The 23,325-nt window shown below is 55.6% G+C and carries 20 protein-coding genes and 1 pseudogene; 10 read left to right on the top strand and 11 right to left on the bottom strand.

Annotated features, from left to right (window positions below; genetic code table 11):
- Window positions 1-131: 131 nt before the first annotated feature.
- Entirely contained in the window at window positions 132-1,166 is a 1,035-nt protein-coding gene (locus ACNYC6_RS00420) for an AraC family transcriptional regulator (protein ID WP_419710573.1), read from the bottom strand.
- Between the two features lie 128 nt (window positions 1,167-1,294).
- Between ACNYC6_RS00420 and ACNYC6_RS00415 the strand changes: the two genes are divergently transcribed.
- The 4 genes from ACNYC6_RS00415 to ACNYC6_RS00400 all read left to right on the top strand — a co-directional run bounded on the left by ACNYC6_RS00415 (window position 1,295) and on the right by ACNYC6_RS00400 (window position 5,570).
- Window positions 1,295-2,218 carry a 3-hydroxyacyl-CoA dehydrogenase family protein gene (locus tag ACNYC6_RS00415; protein ID WP_419710572.1) on the top strand — a complete coding sequence of 308 codons (924 nt, stop codon included), beginning with the start codon at window positions 1,295-1,297 and terminating at the stop codon, window positions 2,216-2,218.
- 22 nt (window positions 2,219-2,240) lie between these two features.
- On the top strand, window positions 2,241-3,179 hold the full coding sequence (locus ACNYC6_RS00410; RefSeq protein WP_128870490.1) for a 3-keto-5-aminohexanoate cleavage protein: 939 nt from the start codon (window positions 2,241-2,243) through the stop codon (window positions 3,177-3,179).
- A 122-nt stretch (window positions 3,180-3,301) separates the two neighbouring features.
- A complete protein-coding gene (locus ACNYC6_RS00405) occupies window positions 3,302-4,666 on the top strand; it encodes an MFS transporter (RefSeq protein WP_419710571.1) in 1,365 nt (454 codons plus the stop codon).
- Between the two features lie 508 nt (window positions 4,667-5,174).
- Window positions 5,175-5,570, top strand: a complete 396-nt coding sequence (locus tag ACNYC6_RS00400; RefSeq protein ID WP_419710570.1) for a hypothetical protein — start codon at window positions 5,175-5,177, stop codon at window positions 5,568-5,570.
- A gap of 81 nt (window positions 5,571-5,651) precedes the next feature.
- On the opposite strand, the gene ACNYC6_RS00395 is transcribed toward ACNYC6_RS00400, so the two are convergent.
- The 5 genes from ACNYC6_RS00395 to gcvA all read right to left on the bottom strand — a co-directional run bounded on the left by ACNYC6_RS00395 (window position 5,652) and on the right by gcvA (window position 11,213).
- A complete protein-coding gene (locus tag ACNYC6_RS00395) occupies window positions 5,652-6,500 on the bottom strand; it encodes an ABC transporter permease (protein ID WP_419710569.1) in 849 nt (282 codons plus the stop codon).
- 5 nt (window positions 6,501-6,505) lie between these two features.
- A complete protein-coding gene (locus tag ACNYC6_RS00390; RefSeq protein WP_419710568.1) occupies window positions 6,506-7,780 on the bottom strand; it encodes an ABC transporter permease subunit in 1,275 nt (424 codons plus the stop codon).
- 41 nt (window positions 7,781-7,821) lie between these two features.
- The gene (locus ACNYC6_RS00385) at window positions 7,822-8,904 is read right to left on the bottom strand and encodes an ABC transporter ATP-binding protein (RefSeq protein WP_419710567.1); all 1,083 of its coding nucleotides are present in this window, start codon (window positions 8,902-8,904) and stop codon (window positions 7,822-7,824) included.
- Between the two features lie 110 nt (window positions 8,905-9,014).
- A complete protein-coding gene (locus tag ACNYC6_RS00380; RefSeq protein ID WP_419710566.1) occupies window positions 9,015-10,070 on the bottom strand; it encodes an ABC transporter substrate-binding protein in 1,056 nt (351 codons plus the stop codon).
- A gap of 243 nt (window positions 10,071-10,313) precedes the next feature.
- A complete protein-coding gene (gene gcvA / locus ACNYC6_RS00375; RefSeq protein ID WP_419710565.1) occupies window positions 10,314-11,213 on the bottom strand; it encodes a transcriptional regulator GcvA in 900 nt (299 codons plus the stop codon).
- A gap of 280 nt (window positions 11,214-11,493) precedes the next feature.
- Here gcvA and ACNYC6_RS00370 point away from each other — a divergent pair, with 280 nt between their 5' ends.
- The 3 genes from ACNYC6_RS00370 to ACNYC6_RS00360 all read left to right on the top strand — a co-directional run bounded on the left by ACNYC6_RS00370 (window position 11,494) and on the right by ACNYC6_RS00360 (window position 16,840).
- On the top strand, window positions 11,494-13,992 hold the full coding sequence (locus ACNYC6_RS00370) for a CoA transferase (RefSeq protein WP_419710564.1): 2,499 nt from the start codon (window positions 11,494-11,496) through the stop codon (window positions 13,990-13,992).
- Window positions 13,993-14,121: 129 nt separating this feature from the next.
- Window positions 14,122-15,279 (top strand): iron-containing alcohol dehydrogenase, encoded by a 1,158-nt coding sequence (locus tag ACNYC6_RS00365; RefSeq protein ID WP_419710563.1) that lies wholly within the window; start codon window positions 14,122-14,124, stop codon window positions 15,277-15,279.
- Between the two features lie 64 nt (window positions 15,280-15,343).
- On the top strand, window positions 15,344-16,840 hold the full coding sequence (locus ACNYC6_RS00360) for a CoA-acylating methylmalonate-semialdehyde dehydrogenase (RefSeq protein WP_419710562.1): 1,497 nt from the start codon (window positions 15,344-15,346) through the stop codon (window positions 16,838-16,840).
- A gap of 194 nt (window positions 16,841-17,034) precedes the next feature.
- On the opposite strand, the pseudogene ACNYC6_RS00355 reads toward ACNYC6_RS00360, so the two are convergent.
- Window positions 17,035-17,248, bottom strand: a pseudogene (locus ACNYC6_RS00355) (hypothetical protein).
- A 314-nt stretch (window positions 17,249-17,562) separates the two neighbouring features.
- Between ACNYC6_RS00355 and ACNYC6_RS00350 the strand changes: the two are divergent.
- On the top strand, window positions 17,563-18,471 hold the full coding sequence (locus ACNYC6_RS00350; protein ID WP_419713045.1) for a LysR family transcriptional regulator: 909 nt from the start codon (window positions 17,563-17,565) through the stop codon (window positions 18,469-18,471).
- A gap of 80 nt (window positions 18,472-18,551) precedes the next feature.
- Here ACNYC6_RS00350 and ACNYC6_RS00345 read toward each other — a convergent pair whose 3' ends face one another.
- From ACNYC6_RS00345 to ACNYC6_RS00330, 4 genes are read right to left on the bottom strand one after another with little or no spacing between them, the layout of a single operon-like run.
- A complete protein-coding gene (locus ACNYC6_RS00345; RefSeq protein WP_419710561.1) occupies window positions 18,552-18,746 on the bottom strand; it encodes a 3-hydroxyacyl-CoA dehydrogenase NAD-binding domain-containing protein in 195 nt (64 codons plus the stop codon).
- Between the two features lie 51 nt (window positions 18,747-18,797).
- A complete protein-coding gene (locus tag ACNYC6_RS00340; RefSeq protein WP_419710560.1) occupies window positions 18,798-19,997 on the bottom strand; it encodes an NAD(P)-dependent alcohol dehydrogenase in 1,200 nt (399 codons plus the stop codon).
- 13 nt (window positions 19,998-20,010) lie between these two features.
- On the bottom strand, window positions 20,011-20,784 hold the full coding sequence (locus ACNYC6_RS00335) for a carboxymuconolactone decarboxylase family protein (RefSeq protein WP_419710559.1): 774 nt from the start codon (window positions 20,782-20,784) through the stop codon (window positions 20,011-20,013).
- The gene (locus tag ACNYC6_RS00330; protein WP_419710558.1) at window positions 20,781-21,272 is read right to left on the bottom strand and encodes a cupin domain-containing protein; all 492 of its coding nucleotides are present in this window, start codon (window positions 21,270-21,272) and stop codon (window positions 20,781-20,783) included. The genes ACNYC6_RS00335 and ACNYC6_RS00330 overlap by 4 nt, the downstream gene beginning before the upstream one ends.
- A gap of 296 nt (window positions 21,273-21,568) precedes the next feature.
- Between ACNYC6_RS00330 and ACNYC6_RS00325 the strand changes: the two genes are divergently transcribed.
- Window positions 21,569-22,066, top strand: coding sequence for a DUF2255 family protein (locus ACNYC6_RS00325; protein WP_419710557.1), 498 nt, complete (start codon window positions 21,569-21,571; stop codon window positions 22,064-22,066).
- Window positions 22,063-23,310 carry a multidrug effflux MFS transporter gene (locus ACNYC6_RS00320; protein WP_419710556.1) on the top strand — a complete coding sequence of 416 codons (1,248 nt, stop codon included), beginning with the start codon at window positions 22,063-22,065 and terminating at the stop codon, window positions 23,308-23,310. The genes ACNYC6_RS00325 and ACNYC6_RS00320 overlap by 4 nt, the downstream gene beginning before the upstream one ends.
- Window positions 23,311-23,325: the final 15 nt, after the last annotated feature.

The following is a 23,325-nucleotide window of genomic DNA, read 5'->3' as shown; positions in this document are numbered from 1 at the left end:
GCGAGGCGCGCTAACAATAGGTGAGCTGCCTTTCCTCATGGTACGAATCACCCGGTGCCAGCGCGAGGTCATAAGCGGATGTAAAAGGGTCATTTTCGGACAAGATAATCTCCTTTTCGCCGGGTAGTTATTTACGCTTCCTCCCGGATTTGGCGAGGGGTCTTGCCTGTCCACCGCTTAAAGGCGCGTCTGAAATTTGTACCGTCGCTGAAGCCTAGCCTGGCAGCGATGTCCTCGGTGCTCATCTTCGTTGTCTGCAGGTACTCAATTGCAAGGCTGCATCGAACGTCATCCAAGATCGCCCCGTAGTCTGTTCCCTCGGCCTCCAGCTTGCGACGCAGAGTTCGGGTGGTAAACCTCATCTGTTCAGCCACTTGTTCCATGGATGGGAATTTGTTCGGAGTAAGCATCATCAACTGGTACACCTCACCCGAAACGCCGGAGGATGTCTTGGCTTTGCCTATCAGTCGGTCACAGGTTTCCTGAAGCAAGCTGCGAGTTAAGCGGTTAGCCAATTGAGGTGCCTGATCCAGGATGGCGCTAGGGTAATGCAGTTCATTGGCCGGCTGGTCGAATAGGCATTCGCACGCCAACCAGCGTTCATACAAGGCTCTGTTTCGTGGGGCCGGGTATGAAAAGAGAGCTTTTATGGGCTGGCAGTCCGGGCCTGCCGCGTCATGCAGGTGGGTGACGTGCTGAGCCATCTGTTGCTGAATCAAAAACTCATGGGTCTCTTCAGTCATCAGGTTGAGGTAGATGTCAGAGAACTCCCAAATCGCAGCCCCAGCTTCTTCTCGCCAACTGATATGTAGGGTGGGTGTCGCAAGCGGGTGGTACTTCACGCCGAAATCAAAGAAGTCTCGAAGTGTGAGGCTGCACATCAGCGCATACCCATACATGCCATATGCCGACAAATGCATGCGAGCACCGACCTGGAAGGCTGTAGATGCGTCTGCTGCCGCTTTGATGACGTTTTCGCAGGCCTCTATGTACTGATGTACGGAGGTCAGCGCATTTGGATCGTGGACTTTGCTGGTATCTAGATGCGTGTTGCGAAGAACCACTTCAGCAGTAATTCCTTGCTCGGCAACCGTCTCCACAAGCGTGGCTATCTTGTAGGGGGCGAAGATCTTTTGGTTCAGCAATATTTGACCGGGTGCCGGCATGGTTAGGCCTATGACTATTGTCCGAATAGGACTGGAAGATGTCCCTTAGAAACCTTATCAGACTATCGGCACGCTCGTAGTATGACTCCAACAAAAAGCCCTTGGGCAATATAAAAAACGGAGTCACCATGAAAGAAAAACTCCATGCTTGCGTCATCGGCGCGGGCCTCATGGGTCATGGCATCGCACAGGTTTTTGCTCAAGCCGGGCACCAAGTCACCATTTGCGACCCAGACGCTGCCATCCTTGAGGTTGCTCCCCAACGTGTCGCTCACAACCTTGAGCAGATGGGGATTTCCCCTGGCGCTGTACTCGCTAACATATTACTGACGCAGGATCTAAAAAGCGCTGCTGCGGATGCGGACATCGTCATTGAGGCGATTCCTGAGCGTTTGGAGTTGAAGCAGAAGCTGTTTGCCGAGATAGTTGAATACGCTCCTGAACATGCAATTTTGGCGAGCAATACCTCGGTGATCCCCATCACCTCGATTGGCGAACTTCTGAGCGATGATGCTCGCGCTCGCCTTGTTGGCACGCACTGGTGGAACCCCCCGCATCTGGTTCCGCTGGTTGAGGTTGTACGTACCGAATACACCAGCGAGGCCGTGTTCGAGTCGACATTCCAACTGCTTCTGAGTCTCGGCAAATCTCCTGTGAAGGTTTATCGAGACGTTCCTGGTTTCATTGGTAACCGTCTCCAGCATGCGATGTGGCGAGAAGCTATTTCCTTAGTTGCCCAAGGCGTATGCGATGCGGAAACAGTTGATACGGTCGTCAAGCAGAGCTTTGGCATGCGACTGCCGTTCCTCGGGCCCATGGAGAACGCAGATCTTGTGGGGCTGACACTCGCCAAGCAAGTGCACCAGGTCATCTTCCCTGACCTTTGCAACGACACCCAGCCAAACCATCTCTTAGACCAACTGCTTGAGCATGGTCACGAGGGTATGCGCTCCGGGCAGGGACTCCGGGCCTGGACACAAGAACAGGCTGATGAAGTACGCAAACAACTCGCGCTTCGCCTGATCGACTCCGTTAAACACCCGGCTAGTTGATAGCCCCTGCTGAGCAAAAAACATGAACAATAAAAATCGGAAAGTAATCATCACCTGCGCCGTCACCGGGGCGATGCATACCCCAACAATGTCTGAGTATCTGCCGATTACACCCGAGCAGATTGCGCAGCAGTCGATTGAGGCTGTCGAAGCCGGTGCCTCCATCGTGCACTTGCATGCGCGCGACCCCATTGATGGGCGCCCCTCACCAGATCCAGCTCTTTTCGATCAGTTCGTCCCAGAAATCGCTCGTCAGACTGGCGCGGTGATTAATATCACTACCGGTGGCAGTACGCGTATGACTCTTGCAGAGCGACTCGCATATCCACTGCGGGCAAAGCCTGAGATGTGCTCGCTGAACATGGGCTCGATGAACTTTTCGATTCATCCAATCGCTAAGAAAATGCAGAACTGGAAACACGAATGGGAAAAACCATACGTGGAAGGAATGGAAGATCTTATCTTTCGGAACACCTTCAAAGACATCAAAAATATCATGCAAGAACTGGGGGAGTCAGGCACTCGGTTCGAGCTTGAGTGCTATGACGTGGGGCACCTATACAACCTTGCATATTTCGTGGATGAAGGGCTGATCAAGCCTCCATTTTTCATCCAGTCGATATATGGGGTGCTGGGAGGCCTCGGGCCAGATCCAGAAAATCTCGCGATGATGCGTGGCGTGGCTGACCGACTGTTCGGGCGCAGTAGCTATGAATTTTCCATTTTGGGTGCTGGTCGCCACCAGATGCCTTTGCTCACTGTCGGCGCGATTATGGGAGGCCATGTACGTGTGGGCCTGGAAGACAGCATCTACCTAGAGAAAGGCGTAATAGCAAAGAGCAACGCCGACCAAGTCCGAAAGATTCGTCGAATTCTCGAAGAGCTTTCTTATGAAATTGCCACGCCTGACGAAGCCCGACAGATCTTGGGATTGAAAGGCGCGCATAACGTGGGTTTCTGAAATCCAATCTGGCGAAAGCCACCCCTAACATCCATGTATGCAGGTCGATGACCACTTATCGAGTGGTCGTTGCTTATCGCTTCGTGGAAAAAACAATAATAATACCAGTGCGAGGGTTCACTATGACCAACATCCAGACGGTCAGCGGAAACGATGCTGATGCGAGTAGCACCGCCAGCGGCTCAATAGCGGAAAATGCTGTCTATCGAAAGATCACCTTGCGGTTGGTTCCGTTGCTGTTCTTAGCCTACCTGCTCGCTTTTTTGGATCGCATTAACGTCGGCTACGCAAAGCTACAGATGAGTGCCGATTTGGGCTTTTCAGAAGCCGTATATGGCTTGGGCGCAGGCATTTTTTTCATCAGCTATCTGCTGTTTGAGGTGCCTAGTAATCTCTGGCTTGAGCGCATCGGTGTACGGATAACACTGCTGCGCATTATGGTTCTCTGGGGGCTTGTATCTGCCTCGACCATGCTGGTGCAAACCCCTGAGCAGTTCTATTTCGTGCGATTGCTTCTAGGCATCTGCGAAGCCGGTTTCTTCCCTGGCATCATCCTCTACCTCACCTACTGGTTTCCGAGTTCACGGCGTGGAAAGGTTACAGGCCAGTTCATGTTTGCCATCCCTGTTGCTGGCATTATCGGTGGGCCGTTATCGGGTTGGATCATGTCTTCGATGGATGGCGTCAGCGGTCTGCAGGGCTGGCAGTGGATGTTCTTGATCGAGGGGATGCCGACTGTCTTGCTTGGGTGCCTCTGTTACGTCCTTCTCGCAAACCGACCCTCTGAAGCGAAGTGGCTTTCGGCTAGCGAAAAGCAAGTCGTAATCACCGCAATGGAAAGGGATGCGGATTCCAGCGTGAGTAACGGGCATGTCGGGATGCTATCCAAGATGCGTCTGGCCCTGAGCGACTCTCGGGTTTGGTTGCTCGCTTTCATTTACTTCACCACAGCCTGTGCAAACTACACCTTCACCTTTTGGTTGCCCACGATCATCAAAGGGTTGGGCGTGACGGACATCTCACATATCGGGATATATTCCGCAATCCCCTATGTGTTTGCCGCACTCGGAGTGCTCTTTGTGTCGGCGAGTTCTGACAAGCGCAAAGAGCGTCGCTGGCACGTAGGGGGCTCTCTCATTCTCGGAGCAATCGGTCTGGCCACCACTCCATTCCTGAACAACTCGTTGATGGCAACGTTGCTTGTGCTCAGTTTCGTGGGCTTCTTCCAGTTCGGTGCAGGTATCGCCTACTGGGCCATTCCCTCGACTTACTTGAATAAAGCTACGGCAGCAGTAGGCATAGGCTTGGTCAGCTCGATTGGTGTAGTCGGTGGATTCGTCAGCCCGGCATTGCTTGGTCTCATCAAGGATCTAACAGGCAGTCTCGATAACGGTATTTTCACTATCGCATTGCTGATGCTTGCTGGCGGGTTGGCAATTCTTGTTGCGCTGCCTGCAAGAGCTGTACGTGTAGGTACTGAGCCGTGACGTACACGTTCACCAATCTCACTGCAGCTATAACCGTCTACGGCTCTGCGACAGTTGAGTCCTGGCTGACCAAGTGATTTTGGTTTGAGTACAAGGAAGGGCCCGAGAGGGCGAGCTGTTCGCTTAATCTGTTGAAGCCTGCTTATCGAACCGCTCTATCTCTTGTCTTAGAAACGAAAAGCCCCTGAGAAAATATCTTCCAGAGGCTTTTTGCTTTGTGGGCCTTACGGGACGCGGCTTTGGCCTGATTCATCAACCGATTAAGAAAACGGCTCGCCGCGAGGGCCCTTTTTTATTTGCTCATTGTCATCATGTTTGGATCTACGTATCTAGCTAGTCTCATGTACGGGTAGTTCGTTTATCTAAATCACCCAGAAACAGGTGACGAAACAATTTAAATAGATAAATGAATTAATTAACAGTCCACTAGGCATAGCGTTTGTTAAAGGAGTCTTAGTGAGGCGTTATACAATGGGGGCTCTCTGACAGGACTGGGCTTCGAGCAGAGATGCTGTTGGTGTACGCATGCGTGGTGATTGCGGCACTGATTTTTGTGTTTTATCCATCGGGATACTGGCTTTTGGTTGCCGGGGTTCTGTTCTCTACGGCCTTTTATCCCATCTTCGGGCTAATTCTTGCGTATGTTTCCAAGCTGGCGTCTTCTGCCTCGATGGCCGTCGCCATATTTGGCATCGCTAACGTCATGCAGGGCACGGAGGGAGTGCTTGGAAACTATGGTGCTGGGCTCTTGGCGAGCCACAGTGGAACATTCTCTGGTGTATACGGTGCAATCGGCTTGGTCGGTGGGATACTGATTGTGCTGACGATTAGGTTGCCTACCGAATCTCAGGGGGCGGAGCCCGGTGTTTTTTCCACCCCCGTCAGCTCTGAAGGACTTCTTTAACATCGGGGCAGAGTTTATGCAGCCTCTGCCCTAGTTACTTTTCCAGGGTTTGCGTTTACATGCCTCAACACTTACAGGCAATCATTCCTTAATACCCCGTAGGCGCAATGAACGTCGACGCATGAGTTCAACGGCAACCAGCAATGCTACCGAACCGAGAATTAATAGTGTGGCCGCAGCGAGGATAGTTGGGCTGATCTGCTCGCGCATGCCTGACCACATCTGTCGTGGTATGGTGCGTTGCTCAACCCCGCCAAGAAATTGAACCAGCACAGCTTCATCGAATGAGGTCACCATCGCAAAGAGCGCACCGGACATGATCCCTGGACGAATAATGGGGAAGGTCACACGGAAAAATGTATAGGTCGAAGACGCTCCGAGGCTTGCCGCTGCTCTGGTCAATGAATGGTCGAAACCGACCAATGTTGCCGTCACTGTGATGATGACGAAAGGGGTACCGAGTACTGCATGGCCCAGGATGATACCGAGGTGGTTCTGTCCAATTCCTAGCGAGCTGTAGAAAAAGTACATGCCAGCGGATGAGATGATCACCGGGACGATCATCGGTGAAATCAAGGTGCCCATCAGCAGTCCTTTGCACGGCAAATTAGCGCGGCATAGCCCGAGCGCTGCCAGCGTTCCCAATGCCGTTGCGATGACCGTGGCGCAGGACGCAATTATCAGGCTGTTCTTGAACGACAACACCCACAGTGGGTCTTCAAGAAGCATGCGGTACCAACGCATGGAAAAGGCCGCCGGATCGAGGCTGAGCATCCCGCTGGTGAAGCTGAAGTAGGGCTCTACATTGAACGACAAAGGCACTACGACCAGTATTGGCAGGATCAAAAACAGCAGTACCAATACACCAAAACCACGAACACTGAAGAACCAGACTCTGCCCATCGGGCTGGTATAACTTGGAAGACTCATTTCGATTACCCCAGTTTCATGTTGTTGATGCCTACGACCCGGTCATATATCCAATACAGCACCAGGACAATCAGCAGCAGAATGGAGGCGATGGCAGCGGCCAGTCCCCAGTTCAGGGAGGTCTGCATGTGGTAGGCAATAAAATTGCTAATGACCTGGCCCGTGCGGCCACCTACCAATGCGGGGGTGATGTAGTAACCGGTGGCCAGGATGAACACCAGAATGCCGCCGGCACTCAACCCGGGCAACGACAGGGGAAAGTAGATTTGAACAAAGGTGCGGAACGAACTGGCCCCCATTGAGTGCGCCGCTCGGGTATAGGTGGAGTCGATACTTTTCATGACGCTGTACATCGGCAAAACCATGAACGGCAACAGGATGTGCGTCATGGCAATCACTGTTCCGAACAGGTTGTACATCAGCTCCAGTGGCTGGCTGATCACGCCCAAGCTGCTCAATGTACTGTTCAGTACGCCATTGTTCTGCAGGATCACCATCCAGGCACTGGTGCGAACCAGCAGTGATGTCCAGAAGGGCAGCAGCACCATGACCATTAACAGATTGCTGGTTTTTGCGGGAAGGGTCGCCAGCATGTACGCCAGCGGGTAACCGAGGAACATGCACAGTGCCGTGATACCCAACGCGACCATCAACGTCTTGATCAGGATGCTGACGTAGATGCGCCGGCTTTCAGGTTGCTGCACGACCTTGCCCTGGTCGTCATAGCGTAAGTCCAGTGCGGCCAGGTAGTTGGAGGCGGAATAGGCCGGCGCCATTTTCTTCAGTTGCATCCAGGTACCGATCTGCCCCCAGCGTTTGTCGGCAGCGGTCATTCGGCTGTTGAACGAGCCTGGTTCGACGGCCTCGGCGGCCAGACCGCGCGCGGTGCGGGCCAGCAGGGTCTTGGCATCGCTCATGACTCGGTTGAGATCGGAGCCGACACTGTCGAGTTGCCGTGCCTGTTGCAGGCTGAGAATTTCATGCCCGACGACGGCGAACAGTTGCTCGTCCGGAAGCACCGTGCCCTCCCAGTCCAACAGCGCGGCTGCAGTCTGTGGCATTGCTACGGAAAGGGACGGGGTTTGCACGCTGCGCAGCAACATGGTGCCAATCGGCAATAGGAAAAATACCGTGATGAACGCCAGCAATGGTACGACCAACAGCAATGACTTTGTCTTGTTGAGGCGTTCAGCCCGGTCAAGTTTGTCCTTCAGGTTGTTTTGCGGTTGTGCCTCGTCGACATTGTCGAGCGCGGGGCTGACGCTATATGAGCTGTTCATCTTGGGGACTCCGGCAAAAACGGTAAAGTCGTTGAAAGGCTTCAGGCGTCCAGTGCTCGACAGTCGTCGGCCGACCAACCGACATCAATGCACGTACCGGCCCTTGGCGTCGGGTGTCCTGCGGTATTGACCATCTTGACGATGAACTCGTCGTTGCCCGCCAGCTTCAGGCGTGCACGCAAATGATCACCGTGATAGATGATCTCTTCGATACGGGCGGGCATATGGTTGTCGTACTCGCCTGCGCGAGCGCCGATCTGCACGCGCTCTGGACGAATCGACAAGGTGGTGTTCGCGCTGGCAGTGGCGATGTTGACGGACAGCGCCTTGACTAGATGATTGCCGACGCGCACCTGGCAGTAGCCATGCTGGCGCTCGATAATTTGCCCCGACAGTCGATTGTTCTCGCCAATGAAGCTTGCGACAAAAGCGGTTTGTGGTTTCTCGTAGAGGTCGGATGGATTGGCCAGTTGCTGGACAATCCCGTCATTGAACACGGCGATGCGATCAGACATCGTCAGGGCTTCAGTTTGATCGTGGGTAACGTACACCACGGTGATTCCGAGCTGTTTCGACAGGCGCTTGATCTCGTACTGCATCTGCTCGCGCAGCTGTTTGTCCAGGGCTCCCAGCGGTTCATCCATCAGCACCAGGCGCGGTTCGAAAATCAACGCCCGGGCCAGCGCAACACGTTGTTTTTGACCGCCGGACAACTGCGCTGGCATGCGCTTGGCAAACGGCCCCAAGGCCACCAGCTCCAGAGACTTGCGCACGCGGTCTTCGATGTCTTGTCGAGACAGCTTGCGCACCTTGAGCGGGAAGGCCAGGTTCTCTTCGATGGTCATGTGGGGGAACAGGGCGTAGTTTTGGAACACCATGCCGATACCCCGCTTTTGTGGGGCGATGTCGTTGACTGGCTGGCCATCAATGCTGATTTGCCCATGGGTCACAGTTTCGAACCCTGCCAACATCATCAGGCAGGTGGTTTTGCCGGAGCCCGAAGGGCCAAGCATGGTGACGAACTCTCCCTGTTCGATTTCGAGGTTGAAGTTCTTGACGACGAGATGTTCGCCGTCATAACTCTTCTGCACATTTCGAAAGCTGACGAAAGATTCAGTACGCATGGGGATTTCTCTTGTTATGGGGCGTAGCGGAGCCGGACACGAAAAGTCGCCGGGGCCCATCAAGGGTTATGTCAGGTGTGCGGGTGGCAATGTCAGGATCGCGTTGGCGCTTACTTGGAGAGCCAGGCGTTGAAGCGCTCATTCAACTCATCGGAATGATCACCCCACCACTGTGAGTCCACCTGCAAGGCACTGGCGAAGTTTTCCGGGCTGGTGGGCAGGTCGGGCCTGACTTTGGGGTCGACCAACGCTTGTGCCGAGCGGCGGGTCGGCCCATAGGCAATGTAGTTACTTTGGTCGGCCAGAACCGGGCTTTGGGTTGCAAACCTCAGGAAGGCCAACGCTTGGTCTTTCTTTGGATTGCCGGCTGGAACCACCCAAGCCTCCATGTCGTACATCTGGCCATCCCAGAGGATCTTGAAGGGCTGTTGCTCCTTTTGCCGGGCAATCACGATGCGTCCGCTGTATGCCGAGATCATGCTGACTTCACCGTCGGCCAACAACTGCGGGGCCTGCGCCCCTGCCTCCCACCAGATGGTGTCTTTCTTGATGGTGTCGAGTTTGGCAAATGCGCGTTCCAGGCCTTCGTCGGTGCTCAGCAGGTCGTAGACCTGCTCGCGAGGTACGCCGTCAGCCATTAACGCCCATTCAAGGTTCACCTGTGGCGCCTTGCGTAGCGCGCGCTTGCCGGGGAAACGCTTGGTATCGAAAAAGTCCTTCAAGGTTTGGGGTTGCTCGCCCTTGAAGGCCTGGGTGTTGTAGGCCACCACCGTCGACCAGATATAACTGGCTACACCACATTCGGTCAGGGCCCCCGGCAGAAAGTCTTTTACGGCCGGTGTGCCATCCGGGGCTGGAGCCAGGGTGGCCGGGTCGATGCGCTCTAGCAAACCGTTGTTGCAGGCGCGAATGACGTTGGGGATTTCGGCATCGACCACATCCCAGGTGACTTTCTTGCTGTCAACTTGGGTTTTGATTTGGGCGATACCGCCGGAGTAATCCTCGGAGACCACCCGAGTCCCAGTGGCTGCGGAGAAGGGCTTGTGTGCGGACTGAATCTGCGCGTTGGTCAGGTTGCCGCCATAGGACACGACGGTCAGGGAGTTTTCTGCGAATGCGCTGCAGGAAACGATGCTTGAGAGCAACAGCAATGTGGCGCCTTTCATGCGGGATACCCCTCATTTTTTATTTTTGTGGGTAACCGTCGCAAGGTCGTTGCGCACCGGGTGCGTGAGCGGCCGTGGAGACGATCAGGGACTTACTCTCGACAAAAATTGGTGAAGGTAAAAGCAATAAAAAAAAGCCCAATGGGGCGTTTTTTTTTATGGGTGCAACACAAAAATTATCTGTGGGGGCAGAACAGGGCGGTGGTCTCGCTCTGTCAAATGCCAAGATTCAAACGGCTTTTCTCAATCCTCGCCACGTGCGGCCAACGCTTCTTCCATCAACCAATTGGCAAACGCGGCGGCCTGTGGATTGACAATCTTGTGCGGGGAATACACCAGGTAAAACGCTTCTGAGGTTTTGAATTTGGCGGTCAATGGGGAAATGAGTTGTCCGGACTGAAGGTATTGCTCAACCAGCGAAGAGCGCGCTAGGGCAACGCCTTGCCCCAGTTCTGCCATTTTTAGCGCGGAGATCAGCGTATCGAACTGCAAACCTTGGGATGAATCGATGTCATCGGCTTTGGCTTTCTTCAGCCAGTACCCCCAACCCTCCTCGTACCCCAGGACATGCAGCAGTTCGTGGTGACGAAGGTCTTTGGGAGTTTTCAAGGGTTTTTCGATTGTCGACAAGGTCGGGGAGCATACGGGGAAAAGCAGATCCCAAGTCAGCCGTTCACTTTTCAGGCCGCTCCATTTGCCACTACCGTAACGAATTTCCAGATCGGCTTCGAGGTCGGTATCGCCCATCCAGATGTTGCTGGTGATACGCAGGTTGATGACCGGATGCTGCTCACGGAAGTGTGGCAGCCGATTCGCCAGCCAATGGGTAAAGAACACCAGGCTGCTGCGCACAGTTAGAACCTTACGATGTCCTTGCCCAAAAATTTCGTCGGTCGCGGCTGCTAGGCGCTCCACCGATTCATGGACTACGGGCAGAAAGGCCAGCCCTGGTTCTGTCAGTTCAAGGCCCCTGGGTAGCCGCTTGAACAGCGCGGCTCCTAGCTGGGACTCCAGGGCTTTGATTTGCTGGCTGACGGCGGCCTGAGTCAGGCTCAGCTCTAAAGCCGCGTCGGTAAAGCTAAGGTGGCGGGCGGCGGACTCAAAAGCACGCAACCAGTTGAGCGGGGGCAATCGCTTCTTCATGGCATTGAGTTCTCAAGGGAAATTGAACTGACTCTTGGGCGCATCAGGGGGCGTCTTACAGCACTTATCCATAAATCCTACTCCTATCCCATAAAAAAAATGAACCCATAGGGCTTTTTTTTATTGCTTTCGCAGCCCTCAGCTTTTCTCGAAAGTAGATTCCAGATCGCCATTCAATGGTCAAGGCTGAAACGCTAAGTGCCTTTGCAAACGGCTTTTTGAAAACCGAAACCCTGCTCAAAGCTGGAAACGGCAGGACAATAAAAATAATGGGTGAAACATGGCAAAGCTCAGTCAGCTACCCCTCAGCGGCGTGAACGTCATCGATTTTGGTCAATACGTTGCCGGCCCTGCGGTCGCGATGATACTCGGCGATCTCGGTGCCACGGTCATTCATATCGATCCGCCCGCCGGCCCACTCTGGGACAGCCCGGCAAACGCTGTCCTCAACCGCAACAAGCAATGCCTGCGACTGGACTTGAAGTCCACTGATGGCCTGCAACAGGCGCGGCAGATGATCGCCAAGGCTGACATCGTGATCGAAAACTTCCGGCCAGGTGTGATGAAAAAACTGGGGCTGGATTTTTCCGAGTTGCGTCGTGAGCATCCGTCGTTGATCACATTGTCCATTCCCGGTTTTGCCACCAATGATGAGCTGCGCAACCAATGGCGTGCCACCGAGGCCATCATCGCGTCGGCCTCCGGGGTTTTCACCGACATGGGGCAGAACCGGGTGTTGATGGGCATCAACCCGAGTTTCTCGCCTCTACCGCTGGCATCTGCCTACGGCACCATGCTCGCCGTTTCGGCCGTTGTGCTAGCGTTGCAGGCGCGGCAGCGCACGGGGTTGGGCGACGAGATTGAAGTGCCATTGGCAGCAGCAGTCATGGAAGGGCTGTCCTATAACTCGATCAAGATTGACGGGTACCCCGCGCGCTACAAAACCCTACGGGAAAAAGAGATCGAGCGGCGCCGGGCCGAGAATCTGCCGATGAACCTCAGTTATGAGGATCTGCAGGAGTATCTCGACCCCTTCTACCGCACCTATGAATGTGCCGATGGACGCAAGTTCTACGCGGTGTGTCCGTCTCATCGCTCCCACGCCAAGCGTTGCCTTCAGGCAATGGGCCTATACGAGGAAATGCTCACCGTCGGCCTGCCTAAAGTCGATGACCCCTACCTGCCTTTCGATCAATGGGAGGGGGATGCGTCCCTCGGCGTTTATCCGTTGCCGGAAAACTGGGCAAAGCGGATCTCTGCGCGCATGAAGGAAGTATTCCTGACCAAGACTGCTGCGCAATGGGAAAAAATTTTCGGCGAAGGGCAGTTCCCCGGAGCACCTCATCGTTCCACGCAAGAGTGGTTGCATGACGTACATGCCAACACAGCCGGTTTGGTAGTCGATGTCGTGGATCACCAATATGGCCGTATGAAGCAGCCCGGCGCCATCGCTTGGCTTGAAGACAGTTCAGAGTTGATGTTGTCGCCGCTCTCCCGTCGAGAAGTTAGTGTTGAAGAGGCGCTCGCCACCCTGTGTGAAGGCACTCGTGAGGTATTACCGGTCGCAACGCAGCAGAGTTCAAAAGGATGGCTGGATGGGGTAAAGATTCTCGATCTGACCAACGTCATCGCCGGCCCACATTCGACATCATTCCTTGGTCGATTTGGCGCGGATGTCATCAAGCTTGATCCCACCACACCCAACTACGATCCCTGGAACACCGTCGTGTTTGGCATGTCGTCGGCGCGTGGCAAACAGAGCATTTTGGTCGACCTCAATCAGGAAGAGGGGCGGGCGGTATTCAACAAGCTGGTGCAGTCGGTGGATGTCATTGTGATGAACGCGCCGGATCGCCAACTGGCACCTCTGGGGCTGGATGAAGCCAGTCTGAAGGCAGTGAACCCACAGGTGATTTTCTGCCAACTGGATTGCTTCGGTGGCCCACGCCGTGGCCCTCGCACTGACTATCTGGGTTACGACGATCTAATCCAGGCAACGACCGGCATCATGTTGCGATTCGGTGGCGGTATGCAGACGCCGGAAGAGCACGCCCATGTTGGCACCATCGACGTGATGTGTGGCTTCGCCGCAGCACTGGGGGTGGCCACTGCGTTGTATCAAAAAGCACGAACCGGGAAAGTCAGTCGTGCCCGAACCTCGCTCGCGGCGCTGGGTAACCTGGTACAGATTCCATTTTGCTACGACTACGCGGGCCGTGCACCCTTTGATGAACCGGCCGGACGCGACACTTTGGGCTACAACGATCTGTCGCGCTTCTATCGCACTGCGGATGGCTGGCTTTACCTCGATGCCAGCGTTGCCGAGCTAGACAAACTGGAGGCAGTAAAAGGACTGCAAGGACTGTCGGCCACCGACAACCATGCTCGGTTCCTCGGTGCTGCGCTGCTCAAAGCTGCGGGCGAAACCTGGCAAACCCGCTTACAGGCGGCCGGTATTGCTGCGGCTGTGCCGGACAACATCGACACGCTACGCCAGCGTTATAGCCGTCCTGCCGACCACTATCCGGGCACGGATAACGGCAGCTACTCGTTCAGTGTCTACGCCGATCACCCAAGTGGACGCTGTGTGACTCAGCTCGATCCCTTTGCCATTCGCCCGCGCCATGCCGCCATCCGCACATTGGCGCCGGCTGAAAAGTTCGGTGCGTCCACGCGAACGGTCTTGGCTGCGCTCGGTTACAGCGAGAGTCGCATCGACGCGCTGATGGCGTGCCACGTCGTCAGTGAGAGCTGGAGTCAGGAATATTTGCCCAGCTGACGCATCCGTCTGACCCCAGGGATTGGTGCCGATCAAAGGCTCTGTACTTGGATCAATTTCATCACACATAGCAGTTGGGGGCGGACTCTCCAGGGAGGGCCGCACCCGCATGGAAAACCCGGAGGCCACATGTCCAGTCAAATAGTCCTGCCGCGCATCCTGCAGGTAGGTGCGAAGGCGAGTGAAGCGATTCCCGATGTGCTCAGCAGTCTCGGCTGTTCCCGGCCGCTGATCATCACCGACAAAATGATGGTGCAGCTTGGATATGCCAGTCGCATTCAGGATGTGCTCGCTAATAAGGGCTTGAGCGCTGATGTATTCGCCGACACGGTGCCAGAGCCTACGGTCGATTCGATTCGTGCCGGCGTAGAGCATGCGCGTTCGGGTGACTATGACAGCATCATCGCGTTGGGCGGTGGCAGCCCCATCGACAGTGCGAAGGCTATCGGCATTCTCGCCAAGTTCGGAGGCGAGATGCGCGACTACAAATTTCCACGCCAGGTGAGTGAGCAAGGCCTGCCGATCATCGCCGTGCCGACCACGGCCGGCACTGGCTCGGAAGTGACCCGTTTTACCATCATCACTGATGAGCAGAGCGACGAAAAAATGCTCTGTGTTGGCATAGGCTTCATGCCAGTAGCGGCGTTGGTCGACTACAACCTGACGCTCAGCCTGCCGGCCCGTGTCACGGCCGATACCGGGATCGATGCGTTGACCCACGCCATCGAGGCTTACGTCAGCCTTAAGGCCAACCTCTACAGCGACAGCCAAGCGCTGGCCGCTATGCGCCTGATAGGCCCGAATCTGCGACGGGCCTATTACTCAGGCCAGGACGTTGCTGCACGCGAGGCGCTGATGTTGGGGTCGACCCTGGCGGGCGTCGCGTTCTCGGCCGCCTCGGTCGCACTGGTGCACGGCATGAGCCGGCCGATTGGGGCGTTTTTCCATGTTCCACACGGTCTTTCTAACGCCATGCTGCTACCGGGTGTGACAGCCTTTTCCATTCCCGGCGCCCCGAAGCGCTACGCCGATTGTGCACGGGCAATAGGTGTAGCGACCGCACAGGACAGCGACGAAAGCGCTAACGCCAAGCTGCTCATCGAACTGCAGGCCCTTAACGATGAGCTGCAGGTGCCCACGCCTGAAGGCTTCGGCATCACTCGTTCACGCTTCTTCGAACTTATGCCGACCATGGCGGAGCAAGCCTTGGCTTCCGGCTCTCCAGGCAACAATCCCCGCGTGCCTTCGGTCGACGAAATGATCGAACTCTATCGCAACCTCTGGTAGCCACAACGCCACCCTAATCACGTCAGCGGTAACTGCCGCGCACTCAACAATAAGGAACACCCGCATGAATACTGTAGGTCATCTGATTAACGGCCAAATCGTCACCGATACTGAACGCGCCCAGGACGTGTTCAACCCGGCAACGGGGGAAGTCACGAAGCAGGTTGCCCTGGCTTCGAAACAAACGGTTGAGAAAGCCATTGCTACCGCTGAGGCGGCTTTTCCTGAGTGGCGCAACACTCCACCGATCAAACGCGCCCGAGTGATGTTTCGCTTCAAGGAATTGCTTGAGCAGAACGCAGAACGCATCTGCCAGATGATCGGTGAAGAGCACGGAAAGATTGTCCATGACGCCATGGGTGAGCTTCAGCGGGGCATCGAAAACGTTGAGTATGCTTGTGGTGTTCCCGAGTTGCTCAAGGGCGAGCACAGCAAGAACGTTGGCCCCAACATTGACTCTTGGAGCGAGTTCCAGCCCCTGGGTGTGGTCGCTGGCATCACGCCGTTCAACTTCCCAGCGATGGTGCCGTTGTGGATGTTCCCCATGGCGATTGCCTGCGGCAACTGCTTCATCTTGAAACCTTCCGAGCGCGACCCGAGTTCGACCCTGTTTATCGCGCAACTGCTGCAGGAAGCTGGATTGCCAAACGGTGTCATGAGCGTAGTCAATGGTGACAAAGAGGCTGTCGATACCTTGCTCCACGACCACCGTGTGCAGGCAATAAGTTTCGTCGGCTCGACACCAATCGCGGAGTACATCTACCGGACAGCGGCGGCAAACGGCAAACGTTGCCAGGCCTTGGGCGGAGCAAAGAACCACGCCATCGTCATGCCCGATGCGGATATAGATAATGCAGTCAATCAACTGGTTGGCGCTGCGTTTGGTTCGTCAGGAGAGCGGTGCATGGCGTTGTCTGTCGCGGTTACCGTAGGTGACGCGACAGCCGATGCCTTGATCAGCAAAATGCGCGAAGCGATGGCCAGCCTCAAGGTCGGTGCCTATCAAGAAAAGAGTAATGATTTTGGCCCGTTGATCACCCATGAGCACCAGCAAAAAGTCATCGGCTACATTAATAGTGCAGAAGAGGAGGGGGCTGAAGTCGTAGTCGATGGCCGGTCGATTCAAGTACCAGCTTGTGAGAATGGTTTTTTTGTAGGGGGGACATTGATCGATCAGGTAAAACCTGGCATGCGCTGCTACGAGGAGGAGATCTTCGGGCCCGTGCTGCTGGTCGTGCGCGCACAAAGCATGAAAGAGGCAATGCAGTTGATCGATGCCCATGAGTACGGTAACGGCACATGTATCTTCACGCGGGATGGTGAAGCCGCCCGCTACTTTTCGGACAACATCAAGGTCGGCATGGTCGGCATCAACGTACCGCTCCCAGTACCTGTCGCGTATCACAGCTTTGGTGGCTGGAAACGCTCACTGTTTGGCGACCTGCATGCCTACGGCCCGGATGCGGTTCGTTTCTATAGCAAGCGTAAAACGGTCACTCAGCGCTGGCCATCTTCGGGTATTCGCGAGGGTGTAGAGTTCTCTATGCCGACGATGAAATGACTAAACGGCAAGCTCAAATCCGATGTAGAGCGCTTTCTTCATCAAGTGCCGTAGCCATTGAAATTTTGCCAGGCTAACGCCGAGTCTTGGGAGAACCTAGTGATTCTTCTTTGAGTACAAAAGGGCCCTGAAACAAACTGTGTGAAAACGCACTGAAGGCGAGCCCAACAAACGCCCCGACTTTTTCGGGGCGTTTATTTTTGGTGCGCTAGGCATGGCGCGTTGCGCGAAGTGCAACCAGCTTGGGACTCTTCATTCTTGCTCATGTGTAGTGCGCCGCGTACTTTGCCTCCAACATCTTCCGAACCGGGCAGATCGACCAGTCAGCTCCAAGGTCGCGGCTTCAAGAGCTAGCTGGTTTTGATTGATCTTGACGAGTAGGGAAGGGAGTAGGTCTGAATTTGACATCGCGATTCCTTCGTGGAAGAGATCAGCGTAGCAGCACGAGAATTTTTGGAACTGGAGGATCTTTCCAGTAGGGCAGAGCACATCACATCAGCTTTTTGCGATATTGCGAACCGTTCCTGGGGCGCTTGTGCTTGTCATCGGAAACTGTTGATGACTGCCTAACGGCTAAGCTGACCCACGCCCTTCAGATGCGCTGATTAATGAGCCGAGTTGAATTGTTCATTGAGAAATACTCATCAAATAGCTTGTTCGAGTTAGGTAAGATCATTCCAAGCAGTCGCCATCATTGGTCGCTGGCCAACCCGGGAACCCTCATGAGTGTCAGCCGCGCAAATCTCGCCGATTTTGTTTATTTCCTTGCCATCGCCCGCCACCAGAGTTTCAGCCGGGCCGGTCAAGAGGTGGGAATCAGCGCATCTGCCCTGAGTCATGCCATCAAAGGCCTGGAGACGCGAATCGGTGTGCGCCTGCTTAATCGAACGACGAGAAGCGTCACGTTGACTGATGCGGGCGAGCGTTTGCATCAGGTGATCAGCACGCCCATGAAAGAAATCGACGATGCCATGGAAATCCTTAACAAGTTTCGGGACGAACCAACAGGCCGCATTCGATTGAACATTTTGAGCGATGCCGCTGACCTCCTGCTCGGCCCTGTGCTGCCAGTCTTCATGGATCGGTATCCGGAGATCCAGGTAGACCTGACGGTGACGAACCTTTTAGTGGATGTGATCGGTGGAGGTCATGACGCCGGTATCCGCTATGGTGGAACTGTCCCTGAAGACATGATTGCTCAGCGCCTATCCTCCGACATCCGATGGGTAGTCGCCGGGACACCCGACTATCTCGAACGGTTCGGTGTGCCTAAGCACCCTGACGATCTGCACAACCATCGCTGCTTGCGCATCCGCCTCGGCAACGGGGCGATGTACGACTGGGAGTTTGAGAAAGGTAAGCAGAAGCTCACGATTACAGTGCCCGGAATGATCACGATTGATGAAACTCGTGTAGGCCTGTCCTTGGTGCGCAATGGTGCCGGGCTGATGTATGCCCCTGAGCCCGCCATGCAACCTTTGATCGATTGTGGTGAGATCGTCACTGTCTTGGATGACTGGGCTAGCGTCGCGCCTGGCTACCATATGTATTTTTCCAGTCACCGGCAGGTTCCCACGGGGCTGCGGTTGCTGATAGATCTCATTCGAGAAATCCATCCGCTCGGCGATTAATCAACCGGCGGGGCGCGCAACGCTGTTCCTTAATTACATGGACTCGACCGCATATTTGCATCTGCCGTGGCCAGTAAATTTCAAAGGTTGATAGAGTTTGAATGCACGCTTAGTCGCTGCCCAATGCGCGGGTAGGCATCGTCAGCAATTTGCTGGGTTAGTGTCTGCTTCGCTACTTGCCGATCTAGATTCTTACGCAGTGTGCTCATGCCCCGATCCACAGCGTCCTGGCTGATATCCAGCAGGAAAACATCGTACCCTGTGACGGCACACACCTGAGCGATACCGTTTGGCTATATCAATAACTCGCGTGGATTGCAGCCGTGTCAGGCCGTCCGTGCGGACGCAAAGTCGATCACGAAGCGGTACCGCACATCCTTAGCAATAACTCGCTTGTATGCGATGTCGATCTGCTCAGGCTTGATCATCTCGATGTCTGCAGTGATATTGCGGGCAGCGCAGTAGTCGATGACTTCCTGGGTTTCGGCAATACCGCCGATCAATGAGCCGGCAAAGGACTTGCGTCCGAATGCCATGAGCATGCCGTCGAGGCCTTCCAGTTTGCCCAGCGCTCCCACATTGACGAACGTCGCATCGAGCTTCAGCATGTCGACGAAGTGTTGCATTGGATAAGATTCCGGCACCGTAGAGATGATCAAGTCGAAATGGTTGGCTAAGCGTGTAAAGGCGGATTTGTCGCTCCACAGCACGGCGTCATGGGCTCCCATCCGTTTCGCGTCTTCGAGCTTGTTCGATGTCGTCGTGAAGACAGTGACCTCTGCCCGTCTAGCTACGCCCAGCTTCACGGCTACATGGCCCAAACCTCCCATGCCAATAACGCCTACTCGTTGGCCAGGCTTCAGCTGCCAGTGTTGCATCGGCGAAAACGTGGTGACCCCTGCGCAGAGCAGCGGTGTCATAGCGGCCAGGTTCGCACCCGCCGGCATTCGAATGGCAAAGTGTTCCTTGACCACAATCCGCTCGGAATAGCCTCCGTACGTCATGCCGCCCATTGCTTTATCGGGTGAGGCGTAGGTGAAGGTGGTTCCTTTCAGACAGTTCTGCTCCCGATCGGCCAAGCAGTTTTCGCATTCACCGCAGGAGTCGACCATGCAGCCCACACCGGCGTAGTCGCCCACCTTGAATTTGGTGACCTGTTCGCCTATCGCTGCCACCTTGCCAACGATTTCGTGCCCTGGCACGCAAGGATAGGGAGTCGCCGACCATTCGCTGCGCGCGGTGTGAATGTCCGAATGGCAAATTCCTGCGTACTCGATGTCGATCAATACGTCTTTTGGCCCTACAGCTCTGCGCTGAATCTGCATGGGCGCGAAGCCCGATTTGGCGCCTTTGGTGGCATACGCTAGTACCGTATATGGGCCTTTAATTGGGGCTGGCTCGGCTATCGCCGCCGCGCTTCTGGTGCCTACGAACAAGGGCGCAGCGGCGAGGCTGGCGCCCGCCAGCATGATCTTGCGGCGGCCAATGCTGGCAGGCCCTTGGCCAGTTTTGCTGTCGTCACTCATCCTTGCGTTCTCCTCAGGATTTCTGTCTGCTGGTAAACACTTCATTGACGACCGGCACAGCGGTAAACACATTCGGCCAGCCGGTGTAGAACGCCAGCTGGGTCAACATTTCCGAGGCTTGGGCCTGCGTCAGTCCGTTGTCCATGGCCCGATTGAGGTGGGCCGCCAGTTGAGCGACCTGTCCGGTGGCGATCAGCGCACTGACGGTGATCATGCTTCGATCACGCGGTGCCAATCCCGGGCGCAGCCACAAATCGTGGAACAGCGAAGCGCTCGTGTAGTGAACAAGGCCTGGTGATACAGGGCCGACGTTCCTGTCGACATACGCCGTGCGCACTTTCTCGGAGGCCTGGTCGATAGGCAGCAGGGGGGGGGAGATGGGCGGTAATTGATCCGACGTAATGCCGCGCTTCGCAAATACGTCTTTGGTGATCAGGATTGTCGCGGTCGCATTTCCCCACCCGGTGTAGAACGCAAGGTGGTTGATGGTATCGGATATTTCCGAAGGCTTGACGCCATTATCCAGTGCAAGATTCAGGTGATACGCCAACTCGACTGTCTGTTGCTTGGAAATCAACACCGCAAGGGTGACGAGGCTGCGATCGCGGGGCGATAAGCCAGGGCGTTTCCATACCTCACCCAGCAAAGTGGTCTCAGTGTTATGAGCCAAGGCGGGAGATACCGCACGCATGTCATCCAGTGTGGGTACTGCTGGAGAGCGATTTGTAGACGAGCACGCGGCCAGTAACAGGGTCAGGCAGGCGATACCTGCTTTAGCCAAACTCACCGGGACGCCTCGTACTGCGCTTCACTGACTGGCTCCATCCACTCCACGTTTTTCCCGTCGACGGCTTCCTGGATGGCAATGTGGGTCATCCCTGTAGTGGCCGTAGCGCCATGCCAATGCTTGACGCCAGGCGGCGTCCAGATGACGTCGCCCGGTTTGATAACGGTTTTCTTACCACCCACTTGTTGTACCCAGCCGGTACCCGCCGTGACGATCAGGGTCTGACCTTTCGGATGGGTATGCCAGGCCGATCGCGCGCCCGGCTGGAAAGTCACAGCGCCCGCAGAGACTGTGGATGGCGCGCGCGCTGCAAAGATGGGATCAATCCGTGCGTTCCCAACGAAGTTGGCTGGAGCTCCCATCATCGAAGCCTGTTCGCCATTTCTCGTGATAGCCATGGCCTGGTCTTTTGGAATATCGGCGCTATGGGCAGACACGGCCGTAAACACCATTGCGGCCAGCGAAGACATTTTGATGATTGCTCTCATAGGCAAGCTCCTGCTCAGTGGGCGGTCGAGCGGACAAGCTAGATCAGGATCCCCATCTGTACTACCGGCCAAAAACAACATGATCCGATGAGCAGGGCTCAGTAATCCATAACCGCAGGAGCGGTCTCTCGGATCGCAGCTCTATCCCGGCCTTCCAGGCGATTGATGAGTGCTGCTCAGTAGAACATCCCGCATTTGCCCGGTATTCAAGGGCTCCCTCAATGATTAGCGTTAGCACACTTGAATTTTTCATCGCATATCAGCGCTCGCTGACCCTAGCCGCAGAGGACTCAAACATGAGCACACGACTGCTTCCAGCTATGGCATTGAGCTTGTTATCTATCTGCAGTGGCATCAGCACCGGCGTTACAAGTGCGGAAGCGGTCGGCGCGTCGCAGCCAAAGGAGGCAACCATGAGGTGGGATCAGGGCCAGCTTGGCAGTATCGTCAAAGCAGACGATCTACATATCACTGTGTTTCGAGAAGACAGGGTGAACTACGGTACGCCCACATTCATCTGGTGCGTCGAAGTGGCAGGTGACCTCTACGTGCGTGCCTACAACGGCGTCCAGTCTCGTTGGTACCAGGCAGCACTTAAGCAGAAGGCTGGGAGGATCATCGCAGCCGGTAAGGCGATCGACGTCAGATTTGAACCGGTCAGCGGTGCGGTCAATGATCGCATCGATGATGCGTACCGAGCCAAGTACAGCACGAGCAACTACCTGGCGCCCATGATCAGCGAGCGCTCAAGAGCTGCGACTGTTCGGATTTTGCCTGAAGGCAACGCGCAGTGAGAGAGATCGCATTGGCTGAGTCTCGCTCCCGAGAAACGCAAACGGGACATGATCCGCAGCACGGCATTCGCACTCTATTAATCCTCAGCGCCTTGCTGGCCTTCGCGTCGATTTCCACTGACCTCTATTTGCCAGCGATGCCGATCATGGCGAGCTCGTTGCACGCAGACGGCGGCACGATGGCGCTAACTGTGAGCGGATACCTTGCTGGGTTCAGTGCAGGGCAACTTTTCTGGGGGCCGTTCAGTGATCGATTTGGACGAAGGCTGCCTGTTGTACTTGGCTGCCTCCTGTTCATTGCGGGATCCGCCGGCTGTGCTCTGGCCAGTGATGGTACGACCATGATTGCCTGGCGCGTGGTGCAAGCGTTGGGCGCCTGTGCCAATGTGGTTCTCGCACGGGCAATGGTGCGCGACCTTTATGAAGGCCGCCAAGCCGGGCAGAAAATGTCGACCTTGATGACCATCATGGCGGTCGCGCCACTGGCGGGCCCTACTGTCGGCGGGCAGATTTTGCATCTGTTCTCATGGCAAGCCATCTTCTGGACGCTGGTATTGCTGGGCCTGGCCACGCTTGCCAGCTTGATACTTTTACCTGAAACCCTGCCAGCTCATCGGCGCAGCCCTACTTCGCTAACCACCATCGTGCAGCGTTATGGCGTGCTACTGCGCACGCCCAGGTTCCTGGCCTATGTCGCGACTGGCGGGTTCTTTTACGCCGGTACCTTTGCCTACATCGCGGGCTCGCCCTTTGCGTACATCGCTTACCACCATGTTGATCCGCAGTGGTACGGCGCGCTGTTCGGGGCCGGCATCGTTGGGCTCATGGTGACTAATCAGCTCAACGCTCGATTGCTCAATCGCCATGACGCCGATGCGGTGCTGTTGGTTGGTGGGGTCATCTCGGCTATTGCCGGGGGCGTGATTGCATTCACCACCTGGGCCGATTGGGGCGGGCTGCCGCTGCTCATCTGTGGCTGTTTCGTATTCGTCACAGCCACAGGCTTTGTCCTGGCAAACGCCATCACTGGGGCTTTGAACTGCCTTCCCCAATTTTCCGGCACCGCGTCGGCACTCGCCGGTGCAATGCAGTATGGCGCCGGCATTTTGGGCTCCGCACTGGTGGCCAAGTTTGCCGATGGTACCCCCTGGCCTATGGGCCTGGTCGTGGGTGCCTGCGGACTTGGCTGTCTACTCGCGGCAGCCTGTGTGCTGTGGGCACGACCCGAATCTAATCACCTTTAAAGTCGAGGATTTTCG

This window comes from Pseudomonas sp. NFX224 (genome assembly GCF_048565165.1).
Lineage (GTDB): Bacteria > Pseudomonadota > Gammaproteobacteria > Pseudomonadales > Pseudomonadaceae > Aquipseudomonas.
The sequence above is the reverse complement of the archived record's forward strand: the minus strand, read 5'-3'. Positions and strand labels throughout refer to the sequence as shown.

What these genes read in the sequence shown, in the direction of transcription:
- ACNYC6_RS00420 (WP_419710573.1), bottom strand. Translation starts at nt 1,166, where the DNA reads ATGCCGGCACCCGGTCAAATATTGCTGAACCAAAAGATCTTCGCCCCC.
- ACNYC6_RS00415 (WP_419710572.1), top strand. Translation starts at nt 1,295, where the DNA reads ATGAAAGAAAAACTCCATGCTTGCGTCATCGGCGCGGGCCTCATGGGT.
- ACNYC6_RS00410 (WP_128870490.1), top strand. Translation starts at nt 2,241, where the DNA reads ATGAACAATAAAAATCGGAAAGTAATCATCACCTGCGCCGTCACCGGG.
- ACNYC6_RS00405 (WP_419710571.1), top strand. Translation starts at nt 3,302, where the DNA reads ATGACCAACATCCAGACGGTCAGCGGAAACGATGCTGATGCGAGTAGC.
- ACNYC6_RS00400 (WP_419710570.1), top strand. Translation starts at nt 5,175, where the DNA reads ATGCTGTTGGTGTACGCATGCGTGGTGATTGCGGCACTGATTTTTGTG.
- ACNYC6_RS00395 (WP_419710569.1), bottom strand. Translation starts at nt 6,500, where the DNA reads ATGAGTCTTCCAAGTTATACCAGCCCGATGGGCAGAGTCTGGTTCTTC.
- ACNYC6_RS00390 (WP_419710568.1), bottom strand. Translation starts at nt 7,780, where the DNA reads ATGAACAGCTCATATAGCGTCAGCCCCGCGCTCGACAATGTCGACGAG.
- ACNYC6_RS00385 (WP_419710567.1), bottom strand. Translation starts at nt 8,904, where the DNA reads ATGCGTACTGAATCTTTCGTCAGCTTTCGAAATGTGCAGAAGAGTTAT.
- ACNYC6_RS00380 (WP_419710566.1), bottom strand. Translation starts at nt 10,070, where the DNA reads ATGAAAGGCGCCACATTGCTGTTGCTCTCAAGCATCGTTTCCTGCAGC.
- gcvA (WP_419710565.1), bottom strand. Translation starts at nt 11,213, where the DNA reads ATGAAGAAGCGATTGCCCCCGCTCAACTGGTTGCGTGCTTTTGAGTCC.
- ACNYC6_RS00370 (WP_419710564.1), top strand. Translation starts at nt 11,494, where the DNA reads ATGGCAAAGCTCAGTCAGCTACCCCTCAGCGGCGTGAACGTCATCGAT.
- ACNYC6_RS00365 (WP_419710563.1), top strand. Translation starts at nt 14,122, where the DNA reads ATGTCCAGTCAAATAGTCCTGCCGCGCATCCTGCAGGTAGGTGCGAAG.
- ACNYC6_RS00360 (WP_419710562.1), top strand. Translation starts at nt 15,344, where the DNA reads ATGAATACTGTAGGTCATCTGATTAACGGCCAAATCGTCACCGATACT.
- ACNYC6_RS00350 (WP_419713045.1), top strand. Translation starts at nt 17,563, where the DNA reads ATGAGTGTCAGCCGCGCAAATCTCGCCGATTTTGTTTATTTCCTTGCC.
- ACNYC6_RS00340 (WP_419710560.1), bottom strand. Translation starts at nt 19,997, where the DNA reads ATGAGTGACGACAGCAAAACTGGCCAAGGGCCTGCCAGCATTGGCCGC.
- ACNYC6_RS00330 (WP_419710558.1), bottom strand. Translation starts at nt 21,272, where the DNA reads ATGAGAGCAATCATCAAAATGTCTTCGCTGGCCGCAATGGTGTTTACG.
- ACNYC6_RS00325 (WP_419710557.1), top strand. Translation starts at nt 21,569, where the DNA reads ATGAGCACACGACTGCTTCCAGCTATGGCATTGAGCTTGTTATCTATC.